15 protein-coding genes are annotated in these 12,895 nt (G+C 72.7%); 3 read left to right on the forward strand and 12 right to left on the reverse strand.

Going from position 1 to position 12,895, the window contains the following annotated elements:
• Positions 1-59: 59 nt before the first annotated feature.
• On the forward strand, positions 60-791 hold the full coding sequence (locus V1634_RS23765; protein ID WP_331210108.1) for an AIM24 family protein: 732 nt from the start codon (positions 60-62) through the stop codon (positions 789-791).
• A 51-nt stretch (positions 792-842) separates the two neighbouring features.
• Here the strand turns inward: V1634_RS23765 and V1634_RS23770 are convergent, their stop codons facing one another.
• The 6 genes from V1634_RS23770 to V1634_RS23795 all read right to left on the reverse strand — a co-directional run bounded on the left by V1634_RS23770 (position 843) and on the right by V1634_RS23795 (position 6,018).
• A complete protein-coding gene (locus V1634_RS23770; protein ID WP_331210109.1) occupies positions 843-2,234 on the reverse strand; it encodes a carbohydrate-binding domain-containing protein in 1,392 nt (463 codons plus the stop codon).
• Between the two features lie 170 nt (positions 2,235-2,404).
• A complete protein-coding gene (gene pheA, locus V1634_RS23775) occupies positions 2,405-3,361 on the reverse strand; it encodes a prephenate dehydratase (protein WP_331210110.1) in 957 nt (318 codons plus the stop codon).
• Positions 3,362-3,370: 9 nt separating this feature from the next.
• Positions 3,371-3,919, reverse strand: coding sequence for a hypothetical protein (locus V1634_RS23780; protein WP_331210111.1), 549 nt, complete (start codon positions 3,917-3,919; stop codon positions 3,371-3,373).
• 88 nt (positions 3,920-4,007) lie between these two features.
• A complete protein-coding gene (locus tag V1634_RS23785) occupies positions 4,008-4,397 on the reverse strand; it encodes an ACT domain-containing protein (protein WP_331210112.1) in 390 nt (129 codons plus the stop codon).
• A 209-nt stretch (positions 4,398-4,606) separates the two neighbouring features.
• Positions 4,607-5,104, reverse strand: a complete 498-nt coding sequence (locus V1634_RS23790) for a hypothetical protein (protein WP_331210113.1) — start codon at positions 5,102-5,104, stop codon at positions 4,607-4,609.
• A gap of 176 nt (positions 5,105-5,280) precedes the next feature.
• Positions 5,281-6,018, reverse strand: coding sequence for a hypothetical protein (locus tag V1634_RS23795; protein WP_107264413.1), 738 nt, complete (start codon positions 6,016-6,018; stop codon positions 5,281-5,283).
• Positions 6,019-6,182: 164 nt separating this feature from the next.
• On the opposite strand from V1634_RS23795, the gene V1634_RS23800 reads away from it, so the two are divergent.
• The gene (locus V1634_RS23800) at positions 6,183-7,412 is read left to right on the forward strand and encodes an arginine deiminase (RefSeq protein WP_331210114.1); all 1,230 of its coding nucleotides are present in this window, start codon (positions 6,183-6,185) and stop codon (positions 7,410-7,412) included.
• 38 nt (positions 7,413-7,450) lie between these two features.
• Here the strand turns inward: V1634_RS23800 and V1634_RS23805 are convergent, their stop codons facing one another.
• A complete protein-coding gene (locus V1634_RS23805; protein ID WP_331210115.1) occupies positions 7,451-8,212 on the reverse strand; it encodes a methyltransferase domain-containing protein in 762 nt (253 codons plus the stop codon).
• An 80-nt stretch (positions 8,213-8,292) separates the two neighbouring features.
• On the opposite strand from V1634_RS23805, the gene V1634_RS23810 reads away from it, so the two are divergent.
• A complete protein-coding gene (locus V1634_RS23810) occupies positions 8,293-8,709 on the forward strand; it encodes a MerR family transcriptional regulator (RefSeq protein WP_331210116.1) in 417 nt (138 codons plus the stop codon).
• 39 nt (positions 8,710-8,748) lie between these two features.
• On the opposite strand, the gene V1634_RS23815 is transcribed toward V1634_RS23810, so the two are convergent.
• The 5 genes from V1634_RS23815 to V1634_RS23835 form a co-directional block, all read right to left on the reverse strand.
• Positions 8,749-9,456 (reverse strand): Clp protease N-terminal domain-containing protein, encoded by a 708-nt coding sequence (locus tag V1634_RS23815; RefSeq protein ID WP_331210117.1) that lies wholly within the window; start codon positions 9,454-9,456, stop codon positions 8,749-8,751.
• A complete protein-coding gene (locus tag V1634_RS23820; RefSeq protein ID WP_331210118.1) occupies positions 9,456-9,674 on the reverse strand; it encodes a helix-turn-helix domain-containing protein in 219 nt (72 codons plus the stop codon). Before V1634_RS23820 ends, V1634_RS23815 begins: the two co-directional genes overlap by 1 nt.
• Positions 9,675-9,797: 123 nt before the next feature.
• A complete protein-coding gene (locus V1634_RS23825; protein ID WP_407951838.1) occupies positions 9,798-10,706 on the reverse strand; it encodes a DUF5926 family protein in 909 nt (302 codons plus the stop codon).
• 99 nt (positions 10,707-10,805) lie between these two features.
• Entirely contained in the window at positions 10,806-11,213 is a 408-nt protein-coding gene (locus V1634_RS23830) for an ATP-binding protein (RefSeq protein WP_407951842.1), read from the reverse strand.
• A gap of 211 nt (positions 11,214-11,424) precedes the next feature.
• A complete protein-coding gene (locus tag V1634_RS23835) occupies positions 11,425-12,885 on the reverse strand; it encodes a sensor histidine kinase (protein WP_331210121.1) in 1,461 nt (486 codons plus the stop codon).
• Positions 12,886-12,895 lie beyond the last annotated feature (10 nt).

Consider the following 12,895-nt stretch of genomic DNA (forward strand, 5'->3'; position numbering starts at 1 on the left):
CAGCGGCCCGGTTGCGCCGGTTGCCTACCCTCGGTCCTCCACCCGTCAGGAGGAACGTGATGCGCAGCTCGCTGTTCTCGGCAGAGAACCTGGAGAAGGAGTCACACCAGCCCGGCATGCGGCTGCAGAACTCCAAGATGCTGAAGATCGAACTCAACGGCGAGGCGATGGCCCGGGTCGGGTCCATGGTCGCGTACCAGGGGCAGGTGCAGTTCCAGGCGTTGGGCTCGGGCGGGCTCGGCAAGTTTCTCAAGCAGAAGCTGACCGGCGAGGGTGTCCCGTTGATGAAGATCAGCGGACGGGGTGACGTCTTCCTCGCCGACTACGCGGCGGACGTGCACATCATCGACCTGGAGCACGGCGACGCGTTGTCGATCAACGGCTCCAGCGTGCTCGCCTTCGACTCCACCCTGCAATACGACATCAAGATGGTCGGCGGCGCCGGCATGATGTCGTCGTCCGGCCTGTTCAACTGCGTCTTCACCGGCTCCGGCCGGATCGCGATCACCACCAAGGGCACCCCGGTGGTGCTCAACGTGGACGCACCGACGTACGTCGACCCGCAGGCCGCGGTCGCCTGGTCGGCGAGCCTGCAGACCGGCTACCACCGGGCCGAGCAGCTCGGCCTCGGCACGCTGCTCGGCCGGCGTACCGGTGAGGCGTTCACGATGAGTTTCGCCGGACAGGGCTTCGTGATCGTCCAGCCGTCGGAGGAGCCGCCGGTCCAGGGCATGGGCCGCCAGGAGCAGGGCGGTGGCGGCGGCGGACTGCTCAACCAGTTGTTGGACTGACCGGGTGCCGGAGGCGCCTCGTCCGGGCGCCTCCGGCCCGCGTCGGAGGGGTCAGAACCGGCCGTACCGCCCGGCGGTGACACCGGTCAACACCCGGGTCGCGCCGCTGATGCTGCCGCTGGCGTAGTAGCCGCCGATGCCGGTGCCGCTCACGCTGCCCCCGGTGTAGACGTCGTACTGCTGACCGTTGGTGATCCGGTTCGACGAGAAGACGACCTCCCGGAAGGTCCGCGACGACCGGAACGAGGCCAGCACGGTGCTGCCGGAGACGACGTGCACGATGGTGTTGGCGGCGAGGGTGGTGTTGAACCGGGGAGCCACCCAGCCCTGACCGGTGTTCGGCACCGCCCGGAACACGGCCAGCGAGGTCAGGCCGGCGCCCACCACCGTACCGGCGGTGAAGGTTATCGGCCCGTCGGCGTCGAACGCGCCCTCACCGCCACCGATGGTGCTGGAGCCGTTGGCCACCACCGTGCCGCCGGCGAAGGTCAGCTCGCCGTTGGAGTCGAAGCCGTCGGTTCCGCCGGTGACCACGACCGTGCCGCCGGTTACCCGGACGAACGCGATCGTGGAGGGGACGAAGTCGCCCAGGCCCTCTTCGACGGCGTTGATCGCGTCGTCGCTCGCCACGGCGTTGATGGTGCCGCCGCTGATCGTCGTCCGCAGTCCTTCGACCGCCTCGTACGACCGGGTCACGTTGAGGGTGCCGCCGGAGATGTTCACCGCGTTCTCGCCCTTGATGGCGTCGTCGGCGACGGCGGCGGTGATGGCGCCGTTGGTGATGGTGACGATGCCCTTGTCGGCCTCGGTGTCGTTGGACTTGAGCCCGTCGCCGCCGCTCGACGTCACGTTGATGGTGCCGCCGTTGACGGTGAGCGAGTCCTTGCCCCGGATGGCGTCGTCCACCGAGTTCACCGTGATGGTGCCGGAGTTGATCACCAGATCGTCCTTGCTGACGATCCCGTCCGCGTAGTTGGCGCGTACGTCCAGTGATCCGGGGCCGCCGATGGTCAGGCCGGCCGTGCTGAACAGCGCCGCGTCCGGCTCGCCGGTGTTGGTGTAGGTGGACGCGTCGGTGAGTCGGTTGCTGGTCCCGGCGGCCAGCGTGAGGGTGACCGTGCTGGCGTTGGTGACGTAGAGCGGGGCGGATCTGGAGTTGGTGATGGTGGCGCCGCTGAGGATGAGTTCGACGTTTCCGGTGGCGGCGCTCTCCACGTTGACGTAGCCGTCGTTCAGTGTGCCGCTGATCTGGTAGGAGCCGGGGGCCGTGATGGTGACGGCGCTGCCGGAGACGGTGACGTTGCTGCCCGAGACGCTGGCGCCGGATCCGGTGAGGGTGATCGTGGCGGTCGGGGCGGCGACGGCCGCGACGGCGAGCGGGCCAGCCAGCAGGGCGGTGGTGAGCCCGCCGGTGAGGGTGGTCCGGAGTACCGCGGATTTCATGAGCGGTCCTGTCTGTCGGGGACGGAGGCTGGACCGAGGCGAGGTGGGGGCCTCAAGCACCGGCGGCCGATCATGAACCGCTGGTGAACCAGGGGTGTCCATCGACGAGTGTAAATGAGTACGGTGCCTCAGGCGATGCTTTCGCTCCGCCGGATGCCGCCGCCGGCGGCTCAGCTGAGTTCGCCGGCCCGCAGCCGGGTGAGCCAGGCCGCCGCGTCGGCGTAGTCGACGTCGGAGAGCCCGGCCGGCGCCGGGACCGGCCGGTCGGCCACCGCCGTGGTCCCGCGATGCCTCGGGTACGACCCCAGGAAACGCACCTCGGCACAGATCCGGCGCAGCCCCTGAAGCGCCTCGCCGACCCGGTCGTCGGCGACGTGCCCGGTGCAGTCGAGGAAGAACGCGTAGCGGCCGAGCGCCTCACCGGTGGGCCGGGACTCGATCCGGGTCAGGTTGACCCCGCGTACCGCCAACTCCATAAGCACGGCGAGCAGCGCGCCGACCCGGTCGTGCGCGATGTAGACGGCGAGCGAGGTCAGGTCGTCACCGGTCCGGGGCGGCGGTGGCCCCGGCCGGCTGAGCAGCACGAACCGGGTCACCGCGTCGTCATGGTCGGCGATCTTGTCGGCGAGCACGGCCAACCGCTGCCGGGTGGCGCCGATCGGCGCGCAGATCGCGGCGTCCTGTTCACCGTCGACCGCGGCGAGCGCCGCCGCGGCGTTGGAGAGCACGTCCACCACGACGGCGTCCGGCAGGTGCTCGCGGAGCCAGCGTCGGCACTGGGTGGAGGCCTGCGGATGGGCCGCCACGGTCCGCACCTCGGCGAGGGTCCGGCCCGGCGGCGCCGCGAGGACGAACTCGACCGGCAGCACCACCTCACGCGTGATCACCAGCGGCTCGCCGTCGACCATCTCGTCGAGGGTCACCGCCACCGTGCCGCCGATGGAGTTCTCCAGCGGCACCAGTGCGGCGTCGGCGTCACCGGCCCGGACCGCGTCCAGCGCCTCCGGGACGCTGCGCGCCGGGGTACGGGTGCCGCGTTCGGCGGCCGGGATGGTCCGCAGCGCCTGCTCGGCGAAGGTCCCCTCGGGCCCCAGGTAGACGAAGTGGGTCGGCGGTGTTCCGGGCATGTCGTCAGCCTACAAACCGCCGAAGAGCGGCGGGGGTGCGTCACACACCGCCGTCCGGAGTGCCGGCGGCGCCTCGGCCCGGACCGTGATGGTGCAGACGTCGGTGCCGGCGGTGACCAGCCGCAGGTTGCCGGGGCGGCCCCGGGTCACCGCCTGCAACGGCTCCCGGTCCGCCACCGTCACGACGCTGTACTGCCAGTCCTGCACGCAGAGCGGCCCGGTCTGGAAGGTGACCCGGCCGGACCGGGGCAGATTGGCGGTACGGCGCAGCAGCGCGGTCACCTGGTCCCGGCTCGGCCGGCCGGCCGGGCAGGCGACCAGGGCGGTGGGACTCGGTGCCGGTGTCGGCGACAGGCTCGGCGCGGGCGTGGGCGTCCCGGTGGGCCCGACCGTCGGGGTCGGGGTGGCCCGGGTGGGGGTGGCCCGGGGCTCCTGGAGTTCGGGCGGCACGCCGCAGGCTGTCAGGGCGAGACAGCCGGTCAGGGCCAGGCAACCGAGCAGGGCGCCGACGGCGCGGAGTCGGCCCGCGGTCGGGTCGGACGACGGGAGACGGGGCACGGCCGGCTCCTCGGGCATAGGCGGCTGCCGTGGGTGGTGTGGCGGATGGCCCCGCCAATGGTAGGGCGTCGGCATGATCGACCACCCCTCAGGTGGTGATCCGGTGTCCGTACTGCCGCAGCGCGGCGAGCGCCTCGACGAGCCGTACCGAGGGGACCAGCAGATAGTCCGTGTCGAACGTCGAGAACGCCACGATGTTGACCCGGGCGTCGGCGAGCGGGACGACCAGGGAGGCGAGGATCCCGGTCAGCGCCAGGTCTAGTGGGCCGGCCACCCGGAGACAGCGCCAGGGGGTCTCGACGGTGGCGTCGGCCGGGACCTGGTCGGCCCGGCAGATGATCGACAGTTCGTCGCCGCTCCGGGTCACCGACAGGACGCCGGAGTCCGCCGGAGGGCTCAGCAGGCCGGCCGGCACCGTCGAACCGGCGGGCAGCCGGCACACGGCGTACTCCTCCGGCAGCAGGGCGATGTCCAGCATGAGGAGACCTTACGGTGGGTACGCCGCCGGCCCAACACCGCCGCCCGCCGGAAGGCCCGATCGCGACGCGCGTCACCTGCCCGGAGTCGCCCGGGTGACCGGTACGTCTCGCGGAGCTGTCCGCCGGGTGACCGGCTGCGCTCCTCGCGATCCGCCCCCGGCCGGCGCACCTGCCGAGGCTGGTCCGCGTAGCCGTGGTGCGGCGCTGGTCACACCTCGGCGAAGAAGGTGAGCGAGCCGGCGACCCGGCCGTCGGTGAGGATCGGGGTGGCGATCGCGTCCACGGTGGTGGCCTCCGGCCCCTCGGCCTCGGCGCAGCGCACCCGGAGCAGGCCCCGGGCGAGCCGGCCGGAGTGCAGGGCGAGCAGCGGAGGGATCTTCTCGACCTCCTGCTCGGTCAGCTCACCCCGGGCGGCGGTGAAGTCGAGCAGCCGCAGCTCGCTGCCGAGCAGCGGCAGGCCGAGCGCGTCGAGCGGGGTACCGAGGCCGAGCAGTCGGCAGCAGGACGGCGAGACGGCCGCGATGGTGGTCTCCCGGTCGATCAGCAGGCACGGCTCGGCGGCCGTCGAGACCGTCTCGGACCAGCGGGTCAGCCCGTCGAGGTGACCTCGCCCGTCGGCGTCGTCGAAGCCGGTGGACCCGTGTCCCAGCGACGGGGTCGCCGGCGTCGGGAACGCCTCCGAGATCGAGAGTTCGACGTGGGCCACCGCGCCTCCTATTTGCCACACCATGCCCCACGCTAGCCGGTCGTTACCGGGGCCGCGACCCCCGTGATCGCCAGCCGGTTGGGCATCCCGCAGACCCCCGTCGGCACGGCCCACTCCGCGCGCCCGATCGGGCGGCGACGGGGCGCCGCCCCGACGGGTGGCGTCGGCTGGTGACGCTACCGGCGACCGGCGTGCTTGTCAGCGGCCGTTCGGCCCTCCTCGTACCACCGGTAGTCCGCCGCCGAGCGGTACGGCGCGTTCAGCCAGGTGGCGGGGGACTGGGCGACCCGGGACAGCTTCTCCGCGGTGGCGGCGCTGATCCGGTTGCCGCCCGCGACGAGCAGCCGGTCGAGTTCCCGGTGGGTCGCCACCAGGCACTCCTTGGGCAGTCCGTAAACGCTGATCACCCCGGAGCCGACGAAGGTCAGTACCGGGGTGACCGGGATGGTCAGGCCGACCGCGTTGGAGAGCGCCTTGGCGGCCCGCTTGGCGTCCCGCCGCGCCTCCGACACGTACGCCGGTCGCTTGCCGTTGATCTGCACGACGTCCCCGGCGATCAGGACCCGGGACCGGCCGTGGTCGGCCACGGTGACCGCGAAGAGGCCACTGGGACCGATCGCGAGGAAGCCGGCGCGCTCGTCCCGGGAACGGTAGTCCAGGTCGAGCATGCTCGCCTCGGTCAACTCGGTACGCGGCCACTCGACCACGTGCCACGATGGACCGAGGTGGTCGAGCCGGCTCAGTGCCCGCGCACCGGCCGCCTCGATCCGGCGGGCGTCCCGCTCCGCGCGGCGTCGACGGGCCCAGTCCATCGGCGTCGGCCGGACGGCCTCCAGGGTGGGAAGTGGGTTGACCGGCGCGGGAGGGAGAGCCCGCGCGGCGGGAACCGCTGAGCGTGCAGAAAAGACAGTCATCGTGACCTCCGGCAAAAGGTCCCTCGAAGTTATCTCCTCACTACGGTACGTGGCCAGACCTAGGGAGCGGCAAGTCGAAGCGCCGGAGTGAGTGTGGATGAATGCCCCATTCATCCGAAGCCCTTTTTCCCGGATGGTGCCAACTGCTGTCCTACGCTGCGAGGATGACCCATTTCGTGGACAGCGAGGTCGGCCGGCTCGGCACCGTACTTCTGCATCGTCCCGGGCCTGAACTCGCCCGACTCACGCCCCGGAACAACGACTCGCTGCTCTTCGACGCCATCCCCTGGGTCGGGCGGGCGCAGGAGGAGCACGACGCGTTCGCCGCCGCGCTGACCGAGCGCGGCGTCGAGGTGCTCTACATCGGAAACCTACTCGCCGAGACGCTGGCCGTGCCGGACGCGCGGTCCGAGATGACCGAGCGGATCCTCGCCGACCCCCGTCTGGGTGACACGCTGCGCCGGCGGGTGGCGGAGCACCTGTCGTACCTCGACCCGGCCGCGCTGGCCGACGTGCTGATCGCCGGCCTCGCCCACGAGGAGCTGCGGCTCGGCGGCGATCGGGCCGGCGGCCTCGTCTACCGGCTGATGGACCGGCTGGACTTCGTGATCGACCCGCTGCCGAACCTCCTCTTCACCCGGGACTCCTCGACCTGGATCGGCGACCACGTCGCGGTGACCAGCCTGGCCATGCCGGCCCGGGACCGGGAGACCAGCCTGACCAACGCGATCTACCGGCACCACCCCCGGTTCGCCGGCACCTCCTTCGTGTACGGGCCCGGCCTGGAACATCTGGAGGGCGGCGACGTGCTGCTGCTCGCCCCCGGGGTGCTGGCGGTCGGGGTCGGCGAGCGCACCACCCCGGCCGGTGCGGAGCGGCTGGCCCGCCGGGTCTTCGACGCGCGCCTGGCGCACACCATCCTGGTGGTGCCGATCGCCCAGGAGCGCGCCACCATGCACCTGGACACCGTCTGCACGATGGTCGACGTCGACGCGATACTCATGTACGCGAACATCGCCGACACGCTCTCGGCGTACACGGTGGTGGCCGGCACCGACGGCGATCTCCAGCTCGACGGGCCGGCGCCGTTCCTGCGGGCGGCGGCGGACGCGATGGACCTGGACACGCTCCGGGTGATCGACACCGGCCTGGACCCGGTGACGGCGGAACGCGAGCAGTGGGACGACGGCAACAACACCCTGGCGCTGTCGCCCCGGCTATGTGTCGCGTACGAGCGGAACGTGGAGACCAACGCCCAACTGGAACGCGCCGGCATCGAGGTGATCCGGATCGCCGGCTCCGAACTCGGCTCGGGCCGGGGCGGCCCCCGCTGCATGTCCTGCCCGCTCGTCCGGGAGCCGCTGCGGGGCGGGACTGCTCCTTCCCCGAAGTAGTGCCTAGAGAGCTTCCGCCCGGCGCGTCGGATGGGGAGTTAGCGGGTGGCGGCGGCGACGAAGATCGGGAGGGCGACCATCAGCCGGGCGGTGGCGGCGCGGCGGGTCTGCTCGGCGATCCACGCCTCGGCCTGCTCGGCGCTGACGGCACCGGTCTGCCGGGCGGCGTCGGCATGGCCGGCGAGCATGGGTCGCATCGTGGCATCGGTGAACACCAGGGTGTGCACCTCGACCTCGACGTCGTGGAAACCGCTGTCGAGCAGCAGGTTGCGGTAGGCACGGGCGATGCGCGGGTGTGGCACGGTGTCGGCGCGGGCGTGCACGATGCGGCGGGTCAGGTCGGGCTGGTCGGAGTCGACGACCAGGGTGTCCCAGTCCTGGCCGAGCAGCACGACGCGACCGCCGGGGGCGAGGACCCGGCGGGCCTCGGCCAGCGCGGCGGACGGGTCGGGCAGCATGTGGTAGACCTTGTCGGCCCGGTACCCGTGGGCCTGCCCGTCCTCCACCGGCAGCACGGCTGCGTCGGCGAGGCGCACGTCGATGTCCGGGAACCGGTCGCGGGCGGCGGCCAGCATCGCCGGATCGAGGTCCACGCCGATGGCGCGGGCGCCCTGGCGGGCGAGTTCGACGACGGCACGACCGGCGCCGCAGCCGACGTCGAGCACTGTCGCGCCGGGGTACGGCCGTAGCAACTGGTAGCTGCGGGCGCGTAGCGTGACGGCGTCGGGCGCGTTCTCGGCGGCGTCGAGCATGCGGATCAGCTTTTCGGTGTCCGTGTAGGCGGTGTGCGTCTCTGGCATGCGCCCGAGTGTGCGACTTCAGGTGGACCTGAAGTCAACGCTGAGCCCGTCAGGTGGACCCGAGGTCGGTGGGATGGTCGATGGAGTACTCGATCGGGGAGCTGGCGGCCCGCTTCGGTCTGGCCACGCACGTACTCCGGCACTGGGAGGACGCGGGTCTGCTGTCACCGGCGCGGCGGGTGGCGGGCCGGCGGACGTACGGCGCGGTGCACGTGACCCGGGTGGCGGAGATCTTGCTCGGCAAGGAGGCCGGGTTCAGCCTGGAGCAGTTGCGGGAGCTGTTCGCCGCCCCGGACCGGGAGCGGCGGCGGGAGCTGCTGCGTGAGCAGTTGGTCCAGGTACAGGAGCGGATCGCCCGGCTGACGCTGTCGCAGACGCTGCTGGAGCACGGACTGCGCTGCCGGCACCCGGACTACCAGGCGTGCCCGCGGTTCCAGGAGATGGTCCTGGGGCGGCTGGACGGGGTCGAGCTGGCGGAGGCACTGGACCACGACTGATCGCCCGATCCCGCCGAACGCTGGCGGGCGGGTGCGGGGTCAACCGGTGATCAGGGTGGCGACGGCGCCGCCCGAGGTGACCGTACGCCCGGTCGTGCGCTGGTACCGCCGGACCAGGTCGTGCCCGCGTGACCGCTGGCCGATCCGGCGTTCGGCGCGCAGCAGCGGGTTGCGTGGCGGTGGCGGGAAGGTGTCGGCCAGCTCGGCGAGCAGGGCCGGGGTCCGCACCCCGACGGTGCGTAGCACCCAGCCCGCGCCGGGGTCGAGGGCGACGAGGGCGAGGGCGAGGTGTTCGGGCCGGTGTTCGCGGTCCCGGCGGGCGAGTGCGAGCCGGAGCGACGCCTCGTAGGCCGCCTGGGCGTCGAGCCCGAGGGGCGGGCTCGTCCGGGCACAGCGTCGTCGTGCGGCGGCGGCTCCGAGCGGCAGCAGCGGCTCGGGTGCGGTCGCCCGGTCCAGGACGGCCGGACTCAGGCGGGACAGGAGCCCGTCCAGCTCGATGCCGAGCGGCGCCAGGGTGTCGCGGTCGGCGGCGGCCCCGGCGCCGAGCGGTGCGGCCCGGCGTACCGCGTCCCGGATGGCCGGCTCCGTGGCGCCGTGCCGGCCGAGGACGGTGCCGACGGTGCCGCCCGTTGTGGTGAGGGCGAGCAGGAGATGCTCGCTGCCGGTCCGGGGATGGTCGAGAGCCCGGGCCATGGCCAGGGCGTGAGCCAGCGTACGGCGGAGGTCGGGGTGATCGCCTCGGAACATCAGACCTCCTGGTCGCGGTGGTGTTTCCGGTGCACGGTCTGCTTGGTGACGCCGAGCCGGACGGCGATGTCCTGCCAGGACCAGCCGGCCCGCCGGGCCGCCGCGACCTGTTCGGCCTCCAGTTGTTCGACGAGGCGGCGAAGGCGGGCGACCGCTCGCAGCGCGGCGTCGGGGTCGCTGCCGTGTGCGGCACGGTCGAGGTCGGCGAGCGCGGACATGTCGTCAGCATATGCTGACGACGATAGGCCGTCAACATATGCTGACGCGGCGGGACGAACGCGAGCCGCCGCCGGAGAGGGCTGCGGGGGTGGACCCCGGAGGGCTACGAGCGGGCCGGAGGGCTAGCGGAGCGTCAGTTGGCGGCCGAGCAGGCCCTGCTTGGCGCGACGGCCGGCGGCGTCCAGCGGGGCCGGCTCGGCGAGGGCGGCGGCGTACCGCTTCGCGAAGTCCGCCAGCGGGGCCTCCCAGGAGTCCGGCGCGGCGTCGCGGGGGATGTCCCAGACGGGTACCAGCCGGCCGTGTGCCCGGAACATCCCGGCGAACCTGGTCTGCGGTCCGAGTAGCAGCTCACCGGCGGCGGAGAGCCGGGAGAGGGCGTCCAGCGCGGCGTCCTCGTCGTCGGGGAGTACCCAGCGGACGTGGCTCTTGTCGGTGACCTGGCACCAGTACGCGGCCGGCGCGGCCGCGAGCCGGACCGTCGGGTAGATGGAGGCGTCGGCACGCTCCAGCGACGCCTTGACGTTGGGGTCGTCGGCCGCACCCGGGTCGAGCCAGAACTCGAACCCGTCGTGCAGGGTGATGTCGAGCGGCCCGTCGACCAGTACGTCCGGCAGCCGGGGACCCTCACCGGGCAGCGCCGGCACCGAGACCGTACCCCCGGGCTCGGTACGCAGCGCGCAGAGCAGCGCCTCGGCCAGGTCCCGGGAGACGTCGCCGGACTGCACGTGCCGCTGGAGACCGATCATGATCCGGCCGTCCGCCTTGGTGATCGCGGGTGTGGCCATCGGCAGCACGGTGGCCAGGGTGACCGGGCGGTCGCCGTACTCCTCGACCAGGTGAGGTGCGAGGGTCAGCGGGGCCGAGGCGGCCGGCACCAGCTCACGGAGGGCGATCCACTCCACCTCGTCGGTCAGCCCCTCGAAGGGACGGGGTACGAAGACGTCCCGAACCTTGTTCCGCCGCTTCTCGACCTGATTCTCCCCGCCGGTGCCCGCCGTGGCGGACCGGGAACTCTTTCGACGCTTGCCCACGGCGAGACAGCCTAGGCGTAACCGAGCGGACCCGGACACCCGGCGGCGCTACCGGCGGGTCACCCGCGGGGCGGGCGACGGTGCGCGGTCATCGCGACGTCACCGGACGGCGAGGGTCTGCCGGACCGGATGCACCAGCCTCGCCCAGACGCTCTGGCCCAGCCCGTCGCGCTCCACCCCCCAGTCGGCGGCGAGCGCGGCCACCAGGAAGAGGCCCCGACCGTCCGTGGCGTCCGGTCCGACCTGCCGGACCCGGGGCGGGCCGGTGGCGCCGCCGTCGGTCACCCGGATCTCCACGACGTGGGCGGTCGGGCCGGTGCGGAGCAGCCAGGTCAGCCGGATCATCCCGCCGGGCAGCGGCGGGGCGTGCCGTACGGCGTTGCCGAGCAGTTCGGCCGCCACCATCTCGGCGTCGCCGAGCAGAGCCGCCGGGACCGTACCGTCGAGTTCGGCACCGAGCCGGTGCCGGGCGGTACGGGCACCCTCGGCGTGCTGCGGCACCAGCAGGCACCACGACCGTTCGGTCGAGACGCTCGACAACGAACCCTTTTCGACCTCCCCCTGCTGTCCGACGGACCGCCTGGTCGGACGCGGTGTGTGAGCGCCGCGCGGTTCAGGTCGAAAAAGGTCCACTCCAGGTGCCTCCTCGACGGACCGACGGACTCCAGACGGCTCCTCGACGGGCCACCCGGGCACGGCACCGCCGGACGACCTCGATTCAGCCTCGGGGCAGCCGCACCTCTGCGACCGTACCGCCCCCGTCGCGCGGTCGGAGCGAAACCCAGCCATTCTGTCGCTCGACGATCCGGCGTACGAGATAGAGGCCCAGGCCGGCGCCCGGATAGCGGCGCCGGTCACCGGACTCCCCCTGCCAGAACCGTTCGAATGCGCGCTCGACATGCTCCGGACGTACCCCGATTCCCCGGTCGCTCACCCGGAACGCCACCGTCCGCCGGTCGGCCTCCGCGGTGAGCAGCACCGGCGAGCCGTCCGGCGAGTACTTGCCGGCGTTGGTGGTCAGCTCGGTCAGTACCGTCGCCAGGCTGGCCCGGTCGCCGAGCGCCTTCGGGAGGTTCTCCGGAAGCTGGGTGACCAGCCGGTGGCGCAGCTCCGCGGGAAGGTCGGCGGCGGCTGCCCGGAGCGCGTCGAGCAGGTCGAAGGGGACCGGCGGGGCACCGCCGACCGAGCCGGCGTCGTTGGTGGTGGCGAGCAGCCGGTCCACCAGTCGGGCCAGTTCACCGGCGCGTTGGCCGATCACGCCGGCCGCCTGCCGCCGGTCCGAGTCGGAGAGCGACTCCCAGTGCGTGCCGAGCGTGTCGGCGTACCCCTTGATCACCGTGACCGGGGTACGGAGTTCGTGGCTGGTGACCGCCACGAAGAGGTCCCGGTCGTGGTCGCGGATGTGCTGGTCGCTGCTGTCCCGGAAGGTGACCACCCGGGAGGCCGCCGTACCCGGCAGGTCACCAGATGTGATCTTGAGCCACCGCCCGTCCGGCAGCCGGTGGTCGAGCACCTGCCCCGGCGGCGGCACCGGAAACGGCAGCGGCCGGTCGAGCAGCTCGGCGGCGCGCAGCCCGGTCACCTTCTCGGCGGCCGGGTTCCAGAGCTGGACGGTGCCGTCCCGGGTGACGATCGCCAGCCCGTCGGCCAGCGCCGCGACCACCGTGCCGTCGCCGTGCACCGGCAGGCCGGCCTGGTCGCCGTACATGTGCGCGGCGGTGGCGGCCAGGAAGCCGAGCACCGAGCGGTGTTCGGGGTCGTCGGGGCGCTCGGGGTCCGGGTAGAGGGCGTAGAGGTTGCCGATCGTCAGCCCGCCGATCTCGACCTGTGCGGCGAGCATGTGCCGCAGGCCGCGCCCGTCCAGCTCCTCGGCCAGATCCGCCGGGAGGACGTCGACGCCCATCGCGCGCACTCCCGAACCGCAGAGCAGCTCGTCCGCCGGCTGCTCGAGGATGGGGATCGGCCGGCCGACCGCCCAGTCCAGCTCCCCGTTGCCGGAGACCACCCGGCCGCCGTTCGGGCCGAACTCGACGAAGGCGACACCGGGCGCCCGGAGCGCCCGACCGGCGACCTGCAACAGCCGGTTGAGCACCGGAAGGCCCACCTCGCCCGCGTTCAGCATCCCCAGCACCTCGGCGTGGCCGGCGACGAGGCAGGGGTAATCGGGGTGTTCCGGCATGCTCCGAGTC

Origin of the sequence: Plantactinospora veratri, assembly GCF_036421995.1 — a bacterium.
GTDB classification, from domain to species: domain Bacteria; phylum Actinomycetota; class Actinomycetes; order Mycobacteriales; family Micromonosporaceae; genus Plantactinospora; species Plantactinospora veratri.

Coding starts and splice junctions, on each gene's coding strand:
- V1634_RS23765 (WP_331210108.1), top strand. CDS start 60: ATGCGCAGCTCGCTGTTCTCGGCAGAGAACCTGGAGAAGGAGTCACAC.
- V1634_RS23770 (WP_331210109.1), bottom strand. CDS start 2,234: ATGAAATCCGCGGTACTCCGGACCACCCTCACCGGCGGGCTCACCACC.
- pheA (WP_331210110.1), bottom strand. CDS start 3,361: ATGCCCGGAACACCGCCGACCCACTTCGTCTACCTGGGGCCCGAGGGG.
- V1634_RS23785 (WP_331210112.1), bottom strand. CDS start 4,397: ATGCTGGACATCGCCCTGCTGCCGGAGGAGTACGCCGTGTGCCGGCTG.
- V1634_RS23795 (WP_107264413.1), bottom strand. CDS start 6,018: ATGACTGTCTTTTCTGCACGCTCAGCGGTTCCCGCCGCGCGGGCTCTC.
- V1634_RS23800 (WP_331210114.1), top strand. CDS start 6,183: ATGACCCATTTCGTGGACAGCGAGGTCGGCCGGCTCGGCACCGTACTT.
- V1634_RS23805 (WP_331210115.1), bottom strand. CDS start 8,212: ATGCCAGAGACGCACACCGCCTACACGGACACCGAAAAGCTGATCCGC.
- V1634_RS23810 (WP_331210116.1), top strand. CDS start 8,293: ATGGAGTACTCGATCGGGGAGCTGGCGGCCCGCTTCGGTCTGGCCACG.
- V1634_RS23815 (WP_331210117.1), bottom strand. CDS start 9,456: ATGTTCCGAGGCGATCACCCCGACCTCCGCCGTACGCTGGCTCACGCC.
- V1634_RS23820 (WP_331210118.1), bottom strand. CDS start 9,674: ATGTCCGCGCTCGCCGACCTCGACCGTGCCGCACACGGCAGCGACCCC.
- V1634_RS23835 (WP_331210121.1), bottom strand. CDS start 12,885: ATGCCGGAACACCCCGATTACCCCTGCCTCGTCGCCGGCCACGCCGAG.